Annotated in this window: 15 protein-coding genes; 5 read left to right on the forward strand and 10 right to left on the reverse strand. The window is 66.6% G+C overall.

Going from position 1 to position 18,065, the window contains the following annotated elements; translation table 11 throughout:
• Nucleotides 1-47 precede the first annotated feature (47 nt).
• On the reverse strand, nucleotides 48-1,145 hold the full coding sequence (locus tag IB236_RS12380; protein ID WP_192421005.1) for a M14 family metallopeptidase: 1,098 nt from the start codon (nucleotides 1,143-1,145) through the stop codon (nucleotides 48-50).
• A 102-nt stretch (nucleotides 1,146-1,247) separates the two neighbouring features.
• The gene (locus tag IB236_RS12385) at nucleotides 1,248-2,459 is read right to left on the reverse strand and encodes a M20 aminoacylase family protein (RefSeq protein WP_192421006.1); all 1,212 of its coding nucleotides are present in this window, start codon (nucleotides 2,457-2,459) and stop codon (nucleotides 1,248-1,250) included.
• 76 nt (nucleotides 2,460-2,535) lie between these two features.
• Between IB236_RS12385 and argE the strand changes: the two genes are divergently transcribed.
• Nucleotides 2,536-3,693: an acetylornithine deacetylase gene (gene argE / locus IB236_RS12390; protein ID WP_121941799.1), complete on the forward strand. Its 1,158-nt coding sequence runs from the start codon at nucleotides 2,536-2,538 to the stop codon at nucleotides 3,691-3,693.
• A gap of 46 nt (nucleotides 3,694-3,739) precedes the next feature.
• On the opposite strand, the gene IB236_RS12395 is transcribed toward argE, so the two are convergent.
• Complete coding sequence (locus IB236_RS12395) at nucleotides 3,740-4,888, reverse strand: ABC transporter substrate-binding protein (protein WP_056745736.1); 1,149 nt, start codon at nucleotides 4,886-4,888, stop codon at nucleotides 3,740-3,742.
• A gap of 137 nt (nucleotides 4,889-5,025) precedes the next feature.
• Here IB236_RS12395 and IB236_RS12400 point away from each other — a divergent pair, with 137 nt between their 5' ends.
• On the forward strand, nucleotides 5,026-7,146 hold the full coding sequence (locus IB236_RS12400; protein ID WP_192421007.1) for a molybdopterin-dependent oxidoreductase: 2,121 nt from the start codon (nucleotides 5,026-5,028) through the stop codon (nucleotides 7,144-7,146).
• Nucleotides 7,147-7,292: 146 nt separating this feature from the next.
• Here the strand turns inward: IB236_RS12400 and IB236_RS12405 are convergent, their stop codons facing one another.
• From IB236_RS12405 to IB236_RS12420, 4 genes are all read right to left on the reverse strand, one after another.
• Nucleotides 7,293-7,973: a type 1 glutamine amidotransferase domain-containing protein gene (locus IB236_RS12405; RefSeq protein ID WP_192421008.1), complete on the reverse strand. Its 681-nt coding sequence runs from the start codon at nucleotides 7,971-7,973 to the stop codon at nucleotides 7,293-7,295.
• A 147-nt stretch (nucleotides 7,974-8,120) separates the two neighbouring features.
• Nucleotides 8,121-9,212, reverse strand: coding sequence for an alpha/beta fold hydrolase (locus tag IB236_RS12410; RefSeq protein WP_233193818.1), 1,092 nt, complete (start codon nucleotides 9,210-9,212; stop codon nucleotides 8,121-8,123).
• A 174-nt stretch (nucleotides 9,213-9,386) separates the two neighbouring features.
• Nucleotides 9,387-10,550 carry an iron-containing alcohol dehydrogenase gene (locus tag IB236_RS12415; RefSeq protein WP_099731442.1) on the reverse strand — a complete coding sequence of 388 codons (1,164 nt, stop codon included), beginning with the start codon at nucleotides 10,548-10,550 and terminating at the stop codon, nucleotides 9,387-9,389.
• A 253-nt stretch (nucleotides 10,551-10,803) separates the two neighbouring features.
• The gene (locus IB236_RS12420) at nucleotides 10,804-11,721 is read right to left on the reverse strand and encodes a LysR family transcriptional regulator (protein WP_192421009.1); all 918 of its coding nucleotides are present in this window, start codon (nucleotides 11,719-11,721) and stop codon (nucleotides 10,804-10,806) included.
• A 178-nt stretch (nucleotides 11,722-11,899) separates the two neighbouring features.
• Between IB236_RS12420 and IB236_RS12425 the strand changes: the two genes are divergently transcribed.
• Together IB236_RS12425 and IB236_RS12430 are read left to right on the forward strand one after the other, a co-directional pair.
• Complete coding sequence (locus tag IB236_RS12425; RefSeq protein WP_192421010.1) at nucleotides 11,900-13,054, forward strand: alkene reductase; 1,155 nt, start codon at nucleotides 11,900-11,902, stop codon at nucleotides 13,052-13,054.
• Between the two features lie 73 nt (nucleotides 13,055-13,127).
• A complete protein-coding gene (locus IB236_RS12430) occupies nucleotides 13,128-14,150 on the forward strand; it encodes a zinc-binding alcohol dehydrogenase family protein (RefSeq protein ID WP_192421011.1) in 1,023 nt (340 codons plus the stop codon).
• Between the two features lie 125 nt (nucleotides 14,151-14,275).
• On the opposite strand, the gene IB236_RS12435 is transcribed toward IB236_RS12430, so the two are convergent.
• The gene (locus IB236_RS12435; protein ID WP_192421012.1) at nucleotides 14,276-15,277 is read right to left on the reverse strand and encodes an IS1595-like element ISCsp2 family transposase; all 1,002 of its coding nucleotides are present in this window, start codon (nucleotides 15,275-15,277) and stop codon (nucleotides 14,276-14,278) included.
• A 98-nt stretch (nucleotides 15,278-15,375) separates the two neighbouring features.
• Here IB236_RS12435 and IB236_RS12440 point away from each other — a divergent pair, with 98 nt between their 5' ends.
• A complete protein-coding gene (locus IB236_RS12440; RefSeq protein WP_192421013.1) occupies nucleotides 15,376-15,789 on the forward strand; it encodes a VOC family protein in 414 nt (137 codons plus the stop codon).
• Nucleotides 15,790-15,909: 120 nt separating this feature from the next.
• Here the strand turns inward: IB236_RS12440 and IB236_RS12445 are convergent, their stop codons facing one another.
• Both IB236_RS12445 and IB236_RS12450 read right to left on the reverse strand, forming a co-directional pair.
• Nucleotides 15,910-16,887 (reverse strand): tripartite tricarboxylate transporter substrate binding protein, encoded by a 978-nt coding sequence (locus tag IB236_RS12445; RefSeq protein WP_056745756.1) that lies wholly within the window; start codon nucleotides 16,885-16,887, stop codon nucleotides 15,910-15,912.
• 96 nt (nucleotides 16,888-16,983) lie between these two features.
• Nucleotides 16,984-17,994: a fumarylacetoacetate hydrolase family protein gene (locus tag IB236_RS12450; RefSeq protein WP_108499870.1), complete on the reverse strand. Its 1,011-nt coding sequence runs from the start codon at nucleotides 17,992-17,994 to the stop codon at nucleotides 16,984-16,986.
• Nucleotides 17,995-18,065: the final 71 nt, after the last annotated feature.

Consider the following 18,065-nt stretch of genomic DNA (forward strand, 5'->3'; position numbering starts at 1 on the left):
CATCTCAGGCATATAGCACCAGCGCCTGAGACCTCTGGAACACAAAATCAGGCCGTCAACCCGTTCACCGCCTGGAACATCGACTGCCGCGCCTGGCTGATGATCTGGCCCTTCCACACATCCGTGTCGGTGTAGAAGGCCGCCAGCATTTGCGCCTTGATCTGGGCAGCCTTGTCAGCCGGAGTTTCGGGGTGCAGTTGGAGCCATTGCTCGGCACGGATGGCGTTCATCACATCGAGCACGGGCACGGTGCCGTACTCCATGGCAATGCCGGTGTATTCGGCATGGGGGCACTCGTCGTAGATCGATGTCCACATCAGGCCGGTGAGGAAGGCCGAGGTGGACGAGCCGTCGTAGATCGACGTGACCGGCGTGGCGCCGCCGCCGTCCCACCAGGCGCGCGCCCGGGCCACGGCCACGGCGTTGTCATTGCCCGCATAGATGCGCTCGCCATGGCCGCTGGGGCCCAGGCCCGTGTGCAGGTCGATCCAGGCGATCTTCGACGCGGCCGCACCGTGCTGGCGCAGCACCTGGCGCAGCGTGCGGTTGCTCCAGGTGGGCTCGGTGCCGCCAAAGAACACGCCCTGCGGAAACTCGTGCTGCCCTTGCGAGATGGCGGCCTGCCACGCGGCCTCGCCCTTGGTGGCGATGTACTCCGCCACCGCTGCCTGGTTCTCGGGGCCGGGTGGCCACTGCTCGGGCAGCAGCAGGGGCTGCACCTCGCGGTAGGCCGTGTTCACGGGCAGGGGCTTGCTGAAGTCCTGGAAGTTGCGGTTCAGGTCCACGTTCTCGTGCGTGAAGCGGCGCACGTGCGAGAAGCCATACGGGTTGAGCGCGTGGATGTAGAGCGTGGCCACACCGGCATCGCGCGCCTTGGCGCGCCACTCGGCATCGTGCAGCGCAAACACCTGCACGCCGCTGCCGCAGTAGCCCTCGACGCCGTGGCAGGCGCTGCTCACGATGAGCAGCTTTTTGGCATCGACCGGGCCGTCGCGCACCACGTCCATGGCCAGGTCTTCGCCGTCGCGGCCTTGGAGCGGGTGGGCGTGCGATTCGATGGACAGGCCGGCGGCTGCGGCGGCCTCCAGAAACTTTGTGCGCGCCTGGGCGTAGCTGGGCGAGAAGGCTTCAACGATTCCGGTCATGGGCAGGGCTTTCAGGAGTCAGTGGGAAGACAAAAAGAAAACCCGGGCACGCGCGCTGCGCACGCCCGGGTGGAGGAGGATCAACGGCGCAGCCAAGCTGCTTCAGGCCGCTTTGGCGGGCTGGGCCAGCCATTCCTCGGCCAGCTTGACCCAGTAGGTCGCGCCCAGCGGGATCAGGTCATCGTTGAAGTCGTAGCTGGGGTTGTGCAGCATGCAGGGTCCGCCGCCGTGGCCCATCTCGCGGTGGGCGCCGTCGCCGTTGGCAATGAAGCAATACGCACCGGGCTTGGCCTGCAGCATGTAGGCAAAGTCTTCAGCACCCATGGTGGGCTCCTGAACCACCACACGCTCTTCCCCCACGATGCCGGTCATGACCTTGCGGGCAAATTCGGCCTCGGCGGGCGAGTTGACGGTGGGTGGGTAGTTGCGCACGAAATCGAACTCGCAGGTGGCATCGTGCGCAGCGCAGTGGTTCTCGGCGATCTGGCGCATGCGCTTTTCAATGAGGTCCGTCACTTCGGTGGTGAAGGTGCGCACCGTGCCCTGCAGCTCGACGCTGTCGGGAATCACGTTGGTGGCCTCGCCCGCGTGGATCATGGTGACCGAGATCACGCCAGCGTCCACGGGCTTCTTGTTGCGGCTGATGATGGTCTGGAAGGACTGCACCATGCCGCAGGCAATCGGCACCGGGTCGATGCCGGTGTGCGGCAGCGCCGCGTGGCCACCCTTGCCGCGCAGGGTGATCTTGAACTCGCTGGTCGATGCCATCACCGGGCCGGGGCTCACGGCAAACGTGCCCACCGGCATGCCGGGCCAGTTATGCATGCCGTACACGGCCTCCATGGGGAACTGCTCGAACAGGCCGTCTTCGATCATCACGCGGGCCCCGCCGCCGCCCTCTTCGGCGGGCTGGAAGATCAGGTACACGGTGCCATCGAAATTGCGGTGCTTGGCAAAGTGCTGCGCCGCCGCCAGCAGCATGGCCACGTGGCCGTCATGGCCGCAGGCGTGCATCTTGCCCTGGTGTTTGCTGGCGTGGGCGAAGGTGTTGAACTCCTGCATGGGCAGTGCGTCCATGTCGGCGCGCAGGCCAATCGCGCGGCCACTGGCGCCACCGTCGCGCCCCTTGACGATGCCCACCACGCCCGTCTTGCCCATACCCCGGTGGATGGGAATGCCCCACTCGGTGAGCTTTTGCGCCACCACGTCGGCGGTGCGCACCTCTTCGAAGCACAGCTCGGGGTGGGCGTGAATGTCCCGGCGCACCGCTGCAATACTGGCCGCCTGGGTGACGATGGAGTCAATAACGTTCATGATATGTGTCCTTACGATCTCACAGTCTAGCCCGACAGCAACACACGTGCCAACCCGGGTTATTCGCTAGCCACCCATGATTTCTGCCCACGCCCTTGAACTTGCGCAAACCCTGGTGCGCATGAACACCGTCAGCCATAACTCCAATCTGGAGCTGATCCATTTCATCCGCGACCACCTGGCCAGGCTGGGCGTGAAAAGCCGCCTGACCTTCAACGACGACAAGACCAAGGCCAACCTGTTCGCCACCCTGGGCGAGGGCAAGCCGGCGGGCGTGATCCTTTCGGGCCATACCGACACGGTGCCGTGGGATGGACAGGACTGGACCATGGACCCGCTGAGTGCCCTGGTCAAGGACGGCAACCTGTACGGGCGCGGCAGTGCCGACATGAAGGCCTTCATTGGCATTGCCGTCTCGCACGCAGAGCAGTTCCTGAACAGCGACGCGCCTTTTGCGGTCCATCTGGCGTTCAGCTACGAAGAGGAGATCGGCTGCTTTGGCGTGAAGGAACTCATCGCCGACCTGCGCGACGCGAACATCAAGCCCCTGGCCTGCATCGTGGGCGAGCCCACCAGCATGATCCCCGCCATCGCGCACAAGGGCGTGTACCGCTACAAGTGCTGCGTGCGCGGCAAGGAGGCGCATTCCTCCCTCACGCCGCATTCGGTCAACGCCATCGAGATGGCCGCCCGCGTGGTGGGCCGGGTGCGCGACATGGCGGAAGACTTTGAAAAGAACGAGCCCCGCTTTGAGGGCTTTGACGTGCCGTTCTCCACCAGCAGCGTGGGCCAGTTCCATGGTGGCATTGCCGACAATGTGGTGCCGCGCGACGCCGAGTTCCGCTACGAGTTCCGCGACCTGCCCACGGCCAACGCCGCGCAGATGCAGTCCGAGGTGGTGGCCTACGCCAAATCGCTGGAGCCCGCCATGAAGAAGGTGGCGCCTGCAGCGGGTTTTGAATTCGAAACCATCTGCGAAATCCCGAGCTTCCTGGGCAGCAAGGACGACCCGGTGACGCGCCTGGCGCAGGAGCTGTCGGGCGAAAAAGGCACCACCCTGGTGGCCTTTGGCACCGAAGCGGGGCTGTTCAAGAACGCGGGCATCTCCACCGTGGTGTGTGGCCCCGGCAGCATCCAGCAGGCCCACCAGCCCGACGAGTACGTGAGCCTGGAGCAGCTGGGACGCTGCGAGGCGTTCATGCAGGGGCTGGCGCGCACGCGCACGCTGGGCTAATCGCTTCGGAGCGGCGGGGGCCGGCGCGCGCGCCCCACGTTCGGGATCAGGTCCTGACCCGGCCGTCCCCGGTCAGCATCGACATCTCGACAAACTTCGAGGCTGCGTGGCTGGTGCCACTGAACGACACCGGAAAGCCCGAGATCACCTGGTTGCCGATGGACTCGGTGCCCGTGATGAAGCTCTCGCGCGTGATCTTTCCGCCGGCCTGGGCCTGGCGCAGGCCCTCGGCGAACACGCGTGCAGCCAGATAGCCTTCCATGCTGGAGTAGTTGGGTTGCACCTTGTCGCCGCCCTTCTTGATGGCCTCCAGAAACTCGCGCGTGATCTGGCGCGAGGGCTGGTAGGGCGAGGGCACCACCTGCGACACCACCACACCCGCACCGTCCTTGCCCAGCTCGTCGGCCAGCGCCTGGGTGCCCACAAACGACACGTTGTAGAACGTGCCGCCAAAGCCCGCCTTGCGCGCCGCACGCACAAACGCGGCGGCCGACGCATAGGCCGTGATCTGCACCACGGCATCGGGCGTGGCGGGCACCAGCTTGTCCACGGCCGCTTTCACGTCCGTGGAGTTGCGCTCCACGGTGGCCGTCGCCACGGGTGTCAGCTTCAGCTCGGCCAGCGCGCGGTTCACGCCATCGAGCCCCGCCTTGCCATAGGCGTCGTTCTGGTAGAACACCGCAATCTTCTTGAGCCCCAGGTTGGTGAGCTGGCGCACGATGAGTGCGGTTTCGTCGTAGTAGGAAGCACGCACATGAAAGATCAGCCGGTTGAACGGCTGGCGCAGCGCCTCGGCACCGGTAAAGGGGCCAAAAAACGGCACCTTCTCCTTGGTGAACAGTGGCAGCGCCGCCAGGCTGGTGGGAGTGCCGATGTAGCCAAACAGGGCAAACACCTCGTCGGCAATCAGCTTGCGGGTGTTCTCGGCGCACCGGTCGGGCTCATAGCCGTCGTCCATGGTGCGGATTTCCACCATGCGCTTGCCCACGCCGCCCTGGGCGTTGAGCTGGTCAAAAAAGAGCTTGGCACCCTGGTTGAACTGCACGCCCAGCTGCGCCGCCGGGCCGGTGAAGGCGGCCGACTGCCCCAGCACGATGCGCCCCTCGCCCTGCGCACGCGCCAGGCCGAACCCGCCCAGCGCCACGGCGCCCATGCCCACCGAAAACTGCCTGCGCCCCAATACTGTCTGGTTCATGGTGAAATCTCTGCTCTTGTAAGAAGAAAGAAAGGGCATGCCCCTCTGCACTGCCGGTAGGCAGCCCCTTGGAAACGGGGGACCCATATGCACGCCCGTTCCAACCCTGACAGCCAGTTTAACGATCCAGCCCCCGAATGCCCACGCCTTCTGACGCTAATTCCCCTCCATCGGCACTGATTCAGGTGCGTGGCGCTTGCCCCCACGACTGCCCCGACACCTGCGCTCTGCTCACCACCGTGGACGAGCACGGCGTGGCCACCCGCGTGCAGGGCAACCCCGACCACCGCCACACCGATGGCGCGCTGTGCGCCAAGGTGAGCAAGTACACCGAGCGCAGCTACCACCCCGAGCGCGTGCTCACGCCGCTCAAGCGCACGGGCGCCAAGGGGGCCGGCCAGTTCGTGCCCGTGGCCTGGGACGAAGCCCTGAGCGACATCGCCCAGCGCCTGCAGGCCATCGCCGCGCGCGCGCCCGAAGCCATCCTGCCCTACAGCTACGCGGGCACCATGGGCATGGTGCAGGGCGAGAGCATGGACCGCCGCTTCTTCCACAAGCTGGGTGCCTCGCAACTGGACCGCACCATCTGCGCATCGGCCGGCGCCGAGGCCTTGGTGCAGACCCTGGGCGGCAAGGTGGGCATGAAGGTGGAGTTCTTTGCCGAATCACAGCTCATCATCATCTGGGGCAGCAACTCCATCGGCAGCAACCTGCACTTCTGGCGCTACGCCCAGCAGGCCAAGCGCAATGGCGCCAAGCTGGTGTGCATCGACCCGCGCAAGAGCGAGACGGCCGACAAGTGCCACGAGCACATCGCCCTGCGCCCGGGCACCGACGCCGCGCTGGCCCTGGCGCTGATGCACGAGCTGATCGCGAACGACTGGCTGGACCACGACTACATCGCCCGCCACACGCTGGGCTGGGACCCGCTGCGCGAGCGCGCACTGCAGTGGCCGCCCGAACGCGCAGCCGAGGTGTGCGGCATTCCGGTGGAGCAGATTCGCCAGCTGGCCCAGGACTACGGCACGACGAAGCCCGCCGCCATCCGCCTGAACTACGGCATGCAGCGCGTGCGGGGCGGCGGCAATGCGGTGCGCGCCGTGGCCTGCCTGCCTGCGCTCACGGGCGCCTGGCGCCACCGCGCGGGCGGCGTGCTGCTGTCCAGCTCGGGACAGTTCCCGGCGCAGCGTGCCGTGCTGCAGCGGCCCGACCTGATGCCCGCCAAAACGCCGCGCACCATCAACATGTCCACCATTGGCGACGACCTGCTGCGCGAGGCATCACCCACCTTCGGCCCGAAGGTCGAGGCCATCGTGGTCTACAACAGCAACCCCGTGGCCGTGGCGCCTGACTCCAGCAAGGTGGTGCAGGGCTTTGCGCGCGAGGACCTGTTCACCGTGGTGCTGGAGCACTTCAAGACCGACACGGCCGACTACGCCGACTACATCCTGCCCGCCACCACGCAGCTGGAGCACTGGGACGTGCACCTGAGCTACGGCCACACCGACGTGCTGCTCAACCGCCCCGCCATTGCGCCACAGGGCCAGGCACGCAGCAATGCGCAGATCTTCCGCGACCTGGCGGCGCGCATGGGCTTTGCCGAGCCCTGTTTTGCCGAGAGCGACGAGGCCCTGTGCCGCCAGGCGTTTGGCGATGCAGTGGACTACGCAATGCTTGAAAGCCAAGGCTTTGCCACGCTGGCGCTGCCCGATGCGCCGTTCGCCGAAGGCAACTTCCCATCACCCTCTGGAAAGTGCGAGTTCTACAGCGCACGCCTGGCCGCCCAGGGCCTGGACGGCCTACCCGACCACCTGCCCAACTACGAACTGCAGGGCACGGACGCCCGCTACCCGCTGGCCATGATCTCGCCGCCCGCGCGCAACTTCTTGAACTCCACCTTCGTGAATGTGCAGAGCCTGCGCAACATCGAGGGCCGCCCCGTGCTGGAGATCCACCCCGACGATGCCGAAGCACGCGGCATTGCCAATGACGCCGCGGTGCGCGTGTTCAACGACCGGGGCAGCTACCTATGCCACGCCACCGTCTCGCGCCGCGCACGGCCCGGCGTGGTCAACGGCCTGGGCATCTGGTGGCGCAAGCTGGGGCTGAACGGCACCAACGTGAACGAGGTGACCAGCCAGGCGCTGACCGACCTGGGCCGCGCGCCCACGTTTTATGACTGTCTGGTGGAAGTGGAGGCCACAGGCGCCGCCGATGCCGGCATGGATGCCGGGGCCCGCGTCGGCACCACGGCCTGAGGGCAGCTTGAGATGCCGGGTTTGCTATTTATTCAATAGCTTCTCGCGCAATATCCACTAGCGCTTGCAGCCATTTTTACCCTTAACCTGCGCAAACACCCGTTCTGCGCAGGATCTGCGGCTTTGCAGGGTTCCTTCGCGGCCCCTTACCCCAACAGCTTCAGCAACGCATGGGCGCCCTGCTCGGACGATGCCGGATTCTGCCCCGTGATCAGCGTGCCGTCGGTCAGCACATAGGGCGCCCAGTCGGGGCCTTTGGAATACACGCCGCCGTTGGCCTTGAGCATGTCCTCCACCAGGAACGGCACGATCTGGGTCAGCTGCACCGCGTCTTCTTCGCTGTTGGTAAACCCCGTGACCTTCTTGCCCTTGACCAGCGGCGACCCGTCGGGCGCCTTGGCGTGGCGCAGCACGCCGGGTGCGTGGCACACCAGCGCCAGCGGCTTGCCTGCTGCAAAGGTCTTTTCGATGAGGGCAATGGACTGCGCGTCTTCGGCCAGGTCCCACAGCGGGCCGTGGCCGCCGGGGTAGAACACGGCATCAAAGTCCTCGGCCTTCACGCTGGACAGAGGCACGGTGCTGGCCAGCTGCTGCTTCGCTGAAGCATCGGCCTTGAAGCGGCGCGTGGCATCGGTCTGGGCGTTTTCGTCGTCGCTTTTGGGGTCCAGGGGTGGCTGGCCGCCGTGGGGCGATGCGAGCGTGATCTGCACGCCTGCATCCTTGAACACGTAGTACGGTGCAGCAAACTCTTCCAGCCAGAAGCCCGTCTTTTTGCCGGTGTCGCCCAGTTGGTCGTGGGACGTCAGAACCATGAGAATGTGTGCCATGGAAGTCGCTTTCGGTGTGGGGAGGGGTTGATCGGAAAAACCAAACCACCACCGTACCAGCCATCGGGCCCGTTGTCCCGCGATGCGGGCAGGTTTGCGGCATTGGCTTACAGCACGGCGCTGCCGCGCCTGCGGGCCCTCAACCTGTCAACGCAGCTGCCTGGCCAGAAACTCCGCCACCTCGTTCTCCAGCGTGGCGTGATAGGCCACCCGGTCAAAGCCTTCGGGGTTGGCGGCGGCGTCGCCCGCCTCGGACGCCAGCGGCCAGACAGACTGGGCCATGAAGGCGAAGTGGCCTGCACCCGGCACCGTACTGGCCTGTGCAGACGGCAAATTCGCTGCCACATAGCCGCCATGGTAGGGGCCCACAAGCACGGCATCGCGCTCGGCCACCATCAGCCGCACGGGCACGCTGATGGCCTTCAGGCTGTCTGGCGTGAACACCACGGCCATGGGCGCCATGGCCACCACGGCGCGGATGCGGGGGTCTGCCACCGAGACCAGCGGGCCATCGAGCACGGGGGCGCCAGCCTGCGTGGGTGCCGCTGTGGCGGCCGCAGGTGCCTCCTTGGAAGTCTGAGCGGCCTGGCCACGGGCGGGCAGCTTGCCCAGGCTGCAAAAGCCGGGGTCGTCCGACACGCTGCGGCAGTGCTGTGCCGCACGGGCCGGTTCGGCCTGCGCACCGGCCAGGGCCAGCACGGTATAGCCACCTGCCGAATGCCCCACGGCACCAATGCGCCCGGCCGGAATGCGGGGGCCCCATTCGGGGCTGGCCAGCAGCGCGTCCAGCACGCGGCTTACCTGGCGGGGGCGCTCGCGGAAGTAGCGGCCCGAGGTAATCATCGACCGGTCTTCCCAGTTGTCGCCCGGGTGGCGCAACGCCGCCACCAGATAGCCGTCGGCCGCCAGGCGCGTGGCCAGGTTGTGGTGGCCCAGTTCATGGCCGCCCGTGCCGTGCGAGATGAGGATCAGGCCCTTGAGGGGCGCGGTTGCCACCGGGGCGCCCGGCGTGACCACGGGCCGCCAGGGCCCCATGGGCTGGGTGCGCGCCACCACCGGCGTGGGGTAGAACAGCGCCACGGTCACGGGCTCTGCGCCCGGTACCACCAGGGTGCGCAGGCCGGCGTGCTGGGCCGATGCCGGCGCGGCCCAGGCCAGCATGGCCACAAAAGCTGCCAGCAACGGGGCTCGGGCGTTGCGCCACGCGGAGCGGAGGGCCAGGATGAGGATGAGGGTCACGGTGCGCCTTTCGTCAAATGCCACCCAAGGAGGTGGCTTGACGGCACTGTAGGCGGCGCAAGAGGCGGGCTCCAGCGCCCTGCGACGAAACGCTGCTGCGCGGCGCGAAATGCAGCGCAGGCGGGGCAAGCAGGAGAGAGGGCCTGGGACCCCGCCCTCCCCGTCCACCTCCATTTACAGCGCCGCTTCGAGGATGCGGCGGCTCACCGCCGGGGTGATCTCGCGCTGTTCGCCCAGCGTCACCATGCCGTGCGCTTCCAGCTGCGTCACCACGGTGTTCACCACCTCGCTGCCCAGGCCGTAGCCCGACAGGCGGGTGGCGATGCCCATGCTCTCAAAGAAATCGCGCGTGCGCTCGATGGCGGCAGTGATGCGTTCGTCCTCGCTGCCGGTGGTGATGCCCCACACGCGCTCGCCGTACTGCAGCAGCTTGGCGCGCTTGGCCACCCGGCGCTCGTTCAGCAGCGCGGGCAGCACGATGGCCAGGGTGCGCGCGTGGTCGATGCCATGCAGCGCCGTCAGCTCGTGGCCGATCATGTGCGTGGCCCAGTCCTGCGGCACGCCCGCGCCAATCAGGCCGTTGAGCGCCATGGTGGCGGCCCACATCAGGTTGGCGCGGTCGTCGTACACCGGCTCGGGGGCAGTCAGCAGGCGCGGGCCGATCTCGATAAGCGTCTGCAGGATGCCTTCGGCAAACCTGTCCTGCACGGGTGCGTTGACCGGGTAGGTCAGGTACTGCTCGACCGTGTGCACAAACGCATCCACCACGCCATTGGCCAGTTGCTGGGGTGGCAGGGTGTAGGTCTTGGTGGGGTCGAGCACCGAGAACACCGGGTAGGTGTGCACGCTGCCAAACGACAGCTTGGCGCCCTTGGCGCGGTGGGTGATGACGCCGCCGTTGTTCATCTCCGAGCCTGTGGCGGGCAGCGTGAGCACGGAACCAAACGGCATGGCGCCCTTGATGTTGCGGCCGTGCTTTTCGAGGATGGCCCAGGGGTCATCGCCTTCAAAACGGACAGCGGCTGCGATGAACTTGGTGGCGTCGATCACCGAACCGCCCCCCACGGCCAGCAAGAAGTCAAACCCGCCTTCGCGGATCTGCGCCACGGCCTTCATCGAGGTCTCGTAGCTCGGGTTGGGCTCGATGCCGTTGAAGGTGGCGTGCTGGCGCTCGCCCAACGCGGCGCGCACCTCGGCCAGGGTGCCGGTCTTTTCGGCGCTGGCACCGCCCACCAGGATCAGCACCTTGGCGGCAGCGGGCACGAGCTTGGCCAGGTCGGCAATGCGGCCTTGGCCGAAGGCGATGTGGGTGGGGTTGTGGAAGTCGAAATTCAGCATGTTGGTCTTTCTCCGTCAAAGGCCGTCGCTGCATCACCAGGAACCCGGCCGCGCGGGTGGGCGCAGGGGGCGCGCCGCCCTGGGTAGCGACAGCAAGGGCGCGATTGTGCGGCGCACGGGGTCCCGGTGCCGGTCGCGCGTGCGATAGCCCTGCCGCCAGCAGAGCCTCATGCAGCACGTCGGGCGTAGCGCATGCGACTGCTGCTAGCGCTGGGAGCCTGTTGACGATCCAGCGGGGGTCGTCAACAGGCACTCAGTGCGGCGCCCGCTCCATCAGCGCCTGCAGCCGCTCGGCCATGAAGTCGCGCAGCGCCCGCACCAGCGGCGTGAACTGGCGGCGGCTGGGGGCCACCAGGAAGAGCGGCACGGCCTCGGTGGTCCAGCCGGGGCACAGCGGCACCAGGCGCCCGGCGGCCAGGTCGTCGGCCACATCAAAGTACGACTTGTACGCAATGCCCCGGCCCAGCACGGCCCAGCGGCGCACCGCGTCGCCGTCGTTGGCCACGTTGCGGCTGCGCACGCGCACCACCACTTCCTGGCCCGATGCGTCCCAGAAGCGCCAGCGGTCGTGCACGTCCTCGCCCAGCATGAAGCACAGGCCATCGTGTGCAGCCAAGGCGTGGGGCGTATCGGGCGTGCCGTGCGCTGCCAGGTAGGAGGGGGCGGCGCAGAGCACGCGCCGGTGTTCGGCGACCAGCGGCAGCGCCACCAGGCTCGAATCCTGCGGCTTGCCGTAGCGGAAGGCGGCATCCACCGGTTCGCCGTAGACATTGGCCATGCGGTCCGACAGCTGCAGGCGGATGTCGATGCCGGGGTGCAGTGCCTGGAAGGCATCCAGCCAGGGCAGCAGCACATTGCGCCCCAGGTCGGACGGGGCCGCCAGCTGCAGCATGCCACGCAGCTCGCCCGCCCGGCCGCTGGCGAGCTGGCCCTGCACCTGCTGCAGCGCGGCGAGTGCGGGGCGGCAGTGCTCCAGAAACAGCGCGCCCTCCTGCGTGAGCCGCAGGCTGCGCGTGGAGCGCACGAACAGCGCCACGCCCAGCTCGGCCTCCAGCCGCTTGAGCGCGGCGCTCGTGGCGGCGGGGGTGAGATCCAGCGCACGGGCCGTGGCCGAAAGGCTGCCGCTGTCCACGGTGCGCACAAAGATGTCGAGGTCTTGCAGGCTTTTCATGGCGAGGGTGGATGGGAAAGGGAAGACGACGGCGATGGAACGACACCACCACCAGGGGCTGATGTTCAAATTTTCTTTGAATATTCTTTCAATCAACCATCTATTTAAAAACTATTGCAGAAAGCCCACCATTCACGTCATGTTCCACACCGGCCTGCCGCCGACCCGAGCCCCTGCCATGACCACCACCCCACACACCGCCACACCCGCCCTGTTCCGCCCCCTGCAGATGGGGCCGCTGGCACTGCCCCACCGCATCGTGATGGCGCCCATGACGCGCGCCCGCAGCAGCCAGCCGGGCGACGTGCCCAACGCGCTCATGGCCGACTACTACGCCCAGCGCGCCAGTGCGGGCCTCATCGTCAGCGAGGCCAGCCAGGTGTCACGCCAAGGCCAGGGCTACAGCTTCACGCCCGGCATCTACAGCGAGGCGCAGGTGCAAGGCTGGCGCCGCGTGACCGAAGCGGTGCACGCCGCGGGCGGGCGCATGGTGCTGCAGCTGTGGCACGTGGGCCGCATGTCGCACGCCAGCTTCCATGCCGATGGGCTGCCCGTGGCGCCCTCGGCCCTGGCCCCGGCGGCACGGGTATGGGTGGCAGGCGAAGACGGCGTGGGCCGCATGCTCGACTGCCCCGTGCCCCGCGCACTGGAGGCCGCCGAGATTCCTGGCGTGGTGGACGACTTCCGCCGTGCCGCCGCCAACGCCATGCGCGCAGGGTTCGACGGCGTGGAGATCCACGGCGCCAACGGCTATCTCCTTGACCAGTTTCTGCGCACGACCTCCAACCACCGCATCGACGCCTATGGCGGCCCGGTGGAAAACCGCACCCGCTTCGCCCGCGAAGTGGCCGCAGCCGTGGCCAGCGAGGCCGGCGCCGAACGCACGGGCATGCGCCTGGCCCCGTTCATCACGCAGCGCGGCATGGACTGCCTGGAGATCATCCCCACCATCCTGCACCTGGCGCGCGAGCTGGACACGCTGGGCCTGGCCTATATCCACCTGGCAGAGGCCGACTGGGACGACGCCCCCCGCATTCCAGATGAATTCCGCCAGGCTCTACGCACCGCATTCAGCGGCCGAGTGATGGTGGCGGGCCAGTACACACCCGAACGCGCGCAACAGATCCTCGCGTCCGGCATGGCCGACCTGGTGGCGTTTGGCCGCCCGTTCATTGCCAACCCCGATCTGCCTGCGCGCTATGCCGCCGGGCTGCCACTGGCCCCGTTCGATGCGGCCACGCTGTTTGGCGGCGACGCACATGGCTACAGCGACTACACACCGGCCCCGCTGGCTGCGCCCAAGGCCCGGGCTGGCGCGGCTGAAGTGGCCTGAAAACGGCACCACGCGCCCTTCCGGACTCCGCATATCCCCCGCTTCAACTCCCTTTGCACCTCAAGGACCCATCATGAAATCCGTTGGCTACCAAACCGCCCACCCCATCGACCACCCCGAGTCGCTGCTCGACATCACCCTGCCCGACCCGGTGGCCACGGGCCGCGATCTGCTGGTGGAAGTGCACGCCGTTTCGGTCAACCCCGTGGACACGAAAGTGCGCAAAAGCAGCTCACGCAGCGGCGACGGGCCCGACTACAAGGTGCTGGGCTGGGACGCCAGCGGCATCGTCCGCGCCGTGGGCCCCGATGTGACGCTGTTCCAGCCCGGCGACCGCGTCTGGTACGCGGGCTCCATCGCACGCCAGGGCACTAACAGCGAACTGCACCTGGTGGATGAACGCATCGTGGGCCATGCCCCCCAATCGCTCGACTTTGCCGAAGCCGCCGCGCTGCCGCTGACCACCATCACCGCGTGGGAGCTGCTGTTTGACCGCCTGGGTGTGGCCCCTGGCAAGCAGCCCACCCACAAGACCCTGCTCATCATTGGCGCGAGCGGCGGCGTGGGCTCCATCCTCACGCAGCTGGCGGCGCGGCTCACCAGCCTCACGATCATCGGCACCGCATCGCGCCCCGAAACGCAGCAGTGGGTGCGCGACCTGGGCGCCCACCACGTCATCGACCACAGCCAGCCGCTCACACAAGAGCTGGCCCGCATCGGCCACCCCACGGTGGACATCGTCGTGAGCCTCACGCAGACCGACGCGCACTTCGACCAGATCGTGGAGGCCATCGCGCCGCAGGGCCAGTTCGCGCTGATCGATGACCCGGTGTCGCTCGACGTGACGAAGTTCAAGCGCAAGTCGGTGTCGGTGCACTGGGAGCTGATGTTCACCCGCGCACTGTTCGGCACCGCCGACATGATCGGCCAGCACCGGCTGCTGACCGAGGTGGCGCAGCTGGTGGATGCGGGGCTGATTCGCACGACGCTGGACCAGCGCTTTGGAACGATCAATGCCGAGAATCTGAAGCGCGCACATGCGCTGATCGAGAGCGGCAAGGCGCGGGGCAAGCTGGTGCTGGAGGGGTGGGCCTGAAGACCTGCGGGCCACGCAGGGGGCGTAGCACCACCCGCGCGGCAGATTGTGTGTCGGGCTGAAAAATACTGTATTTATAAAAGGGGTATCTATTTAGCTCCAGTAGCCCCATTGATACTGTGATTTTATCCAGCAATGGTATCCGATTGGCTCTCCCCGGTGTTCTTGCTCACGACATCCCCATACGTCACTGGCGGCGTAACCACCGCTTGCTGCAGCAAGCGGTAAAACAGCATCCCGCGTGAGCTGGATGTGCGCCGGTTGAAGCGGAACACGAATTCATCGAGATAGGCATCCAGGTGGTCTGGCTGTACAGAGCCATGATGCGTTCCGAGCACCCAGCGCTGTACCAATGAGGCGACCCGGTGCACTCCCGCCATGGAGACATGGGCAGGTACGCCTGAGCCGAGCATGACGGTGCGCTGGTGGGTGTAACCCAGTTCTCCCAGAGCGCGGTATGCCGCCGAACCATCAGTGCGTACCTGGGCTCCGGGCTCGACCACCTCCTGCACAAAGGGGATTACGTGGGTGGCGGCGTCTCGGTCAATGCGGCGTAACCGGATGCGTCCAAACCCCTTGGGCTCCACGATCTCCACCGCCATGACCATCAACACTTTGGTGGTTCTGCTCTTGCGCCCTGCAGGGGTAGCGGGATTTTTGCGATCCGTGATGGACAGGTACGTTTCATCCACCTCCACAAGCCCCTTGAGCTTGTCCCGGCCCGGGCGGACCATGGCACGTCGAAACCGGTGCAGCATGGTCCAGGCGGTCTGGTAGCTCCCCAAACCCAATACGCGCTGCAGCCCCAGGGCGCTCACGCCTTGCTTCTGATTGGTCAGGTACCAAGCTGCAGCCAGCCAGACACGCAGCGGTGTGCGCGTCTTGTCAAAGATGGTTCCAGATGTCACTGTGCCTTGGTACTGGCATGAGCGGCACATCAGGCGGGTGCGGCTGGCGCGGTACACATCACCAGCGTTGCCGCAACGCGGGCAGACGAAGCCTTGGGGCCAGCGAAGCTTCTCCAGGAACGCCTGGCAGGCCTCTTCGGTGGCAAACCAGTCAAGAAATTCGTTCCAGGTGCGAGGGTAGTCCTGTCCAGGAGTTGGCGTTAGCATCTGGGTTTCCATCCAGTTATTTTGACGTCACTGGAGCTAAATAGATACCCCTTATTTATAAACAGTCTTTCAGGTATAAATCAGGGCACCACAACCCGAGGAGACCTCCCATGCTGGACCACATGACCTTCCGCGTCACCGACATTGCCCGCACCAAGGCGTTCTACACCGCTGCCCTCGCGCCTTTGGGCTACAGCCTGTGTTTTGAAGGCAACTACGGCTCGAACATGCTGGGCTATACCTACCCGGCTCCGTCCGAGCCCGACGGCAAGAAGGCGGATGTGTGGTTCATCGACGGCCCCTCGCCCTACGGCGGCCCGCCCGCCACCACGGGCTGCCACCTGGCGTGGCGGGCCACCACGCGGGCCCAGGTCGATGCCTTCTACCGCGCCGCCATCGAAGCCGGGGGCCAAGACAACGGCGCCCCGGGCCTGCGGCCCGACTACCACCCCCACTATTACGGCGCGTTTGTCATCGACCCCGAGGGCAACAACATCGAGGCGGTGTGCCACCTGCCGGAGTAAGAAACACCGCTGCACCCTCCGCAGAGGGCGCGCCGCCAAGCGAGTGCCCCCGTGGAACTGGCTTTGCCAGGCCACCGGGTGCGTCCCCCTGGGGGGAAGCGGCGCAGCCGCTCAGGGGGGTCAGTCGAGTTTCACGCCTGCCGCTTTGATGATCTCGCCCCAGCGCTTGGACTCGGAGCGTGCCATGGCGCGGAACTGCTCGGGCGTGCCGGGCAGGGCTTCCATGCCGAAGTCGGCCATGCGCTTGACCACGGCGGGGTTGAGCAGGGCCTTGTTCAGGTCGCCGTTCAGGCGCGCCGTGATCGCAGCGGGCAGACCGGCGGGCGCCAGGATGCCCTGGAACGCAAACACTTCGGTGTTGGGCACACCGGCTTCGGCCAAGGTGGGCACGTCGGGCAGCGCGGCCACGCGCTTGGCCGAGCCAATCGCCAGCGCACGCACCTTGCCCGAGGTGATGACGGGAAGCCCAGCGGCCAGGTCCAGGAACATGCAGGGCACCTGGCCACCCATCACGTCCTGCAGCGCGGGCGCCGCGCCGCGGTAGGGGATGTGGGTGAGGAAGGTCTTGGTGCGGTTCTTGAACATCTCCATCGCCAGGTGGTGTGGCGAACCATTGCCCGGCGATGCGTAGTTGAGCTTGCCGGGGTTGGCGCGCGCGTAGGCGAGGAATTCCTTCACCGTCTTGGCTTCAAACGCCGGGTGCACCACCAGCGCCAGCGGAAAGCGGCTGATGCCGCCCACGTAGGTGAAGTCCTTTTCAGGGTTGAACGGCAGCTTGGTGAACAGGTGTTCGTTGTAAGCCAGGATGGCGTTGTCGGCCGACATGAAGGTGTTGCCGTCGGGCTTGGCCGTGGCCACCATCTGGCCACCGATGTTGGTGGAGGCGCCAGGGCGGTTGTCCACCACGATCTGCTGGCCCAGCGTCTGGCGCATGGCCTCAGCCACGGTGCGGGCCAGCACGTCGGTGCCGCCACCGGCGGGGTATGGCACCACCCAGCGCAGGGGCTGGTCGGGCCAGGCGGACTGGGCGGCGGCCCAGGGCGCGGCGGTAGTAGCGCCTGCGGCGGCCAGGGCGGACAAGAGGGTACGGCGTTGCATGGGGTTGTCTCCTTGATACTATTAATTTGATAGCTGCAAGCGCATGTTCCTCTAGCGCATACAGCCGTTTTTATTCAAATTTTGCTCTGCGGGGCCTCAGGCGGCCGGTGCGGCAATGGTCTGGTCGATGGCACCAAAAATGCTGGCGCCGTCCTTGCCCTTGACCTCGATGCGGATGGTGTCGCCAAACTTCATGAAGTCGGTGCTGGGCTTGCCGTCCTGGATGGTTTCGATGCAGCGCTTTTCGGCGATGCAACTGTAGCCCTTGGGCCATTCCATGCGGCCGTTCTGCTCCACGCCTTTGTTGCTGACGGTGCCGCTGCCCACGATGGAGCCGGCGCGCACGTTGCGCGTCTTGGCGATGTGGGCAATGAGCTGGCCGAAGTGGAAGGTCATTTCGGGGCCCGCGTCGCACATGCCGACCTTGCGGCCGTTCCAGGTGGACTGCACGGTGAGGTTGACGCGGCCGTGGTCCCAGGCGTCGCCCAGCTCGTCCAGTGTGACGGCCACGGGGCCGAAGGCGGTGGCGGGCTTGCTCTGGAAGAAACCGAAACCCTTGGCCAGCTCGGCCGGGATCAGGTTGCGCAGGCTCACGTCGTTGGCAATCATCACCAGGCGGATGCCGTCCAGCGCCTGGTCGGCGGTGGTGCCCATCTTCACGTCGCCGGTGATGACGGCGATCTCGGCCTCGAAGTCGATGCCCATGGCTTCGCTGGGCACCACGACATCGTCGCAGGGGCCGATGAAGTCGTCGCTGCCGCCCTGGTACATCAGGGGGTCGGTGTAGAAGCTTTCGGGCACTTCGGAGTTGCGCGCTTTTCGCACCAGTTCAACGTGGTTGATGTAGGCCGAGCCGTCGGCCCACTGGTAGGCGCGGGGCAACGGGGCCATGCACTGGGCGGGGTCGAAGGGGAAGGCGTGGCGCGCGCGGCCGCTGTTGAGCTGGTCGTACAGGTCCTGCAGCTGGGGCGAGATGAAGCCCCAGTCGTCCAGCACCTGCTGCATCTTGCTGGCAATGCCGGTCGCATAATGGGCCGTGCCCAGGTCGCGGGAGACGACAACCAGTTGGCCGTCGCGCGAGCCGTCTTTGTAGGTAGCGAGTTTCATGGTGGCAGGACCTTTGTCTCAGAAGGGTTGATGGGCACCGCTAGCGAAAATTACGCTTGGGTAAATTGATT

The organism is Acidovorax sp. ACV02 (assembly GCF_014851475.1).
Lineage (GTDB): Bacteria > Pseudomonadota > Gammaproteobacteria > Burkholderiales > Burkholderiaceae_C > Acidovorax > Acidovorax delafieldii.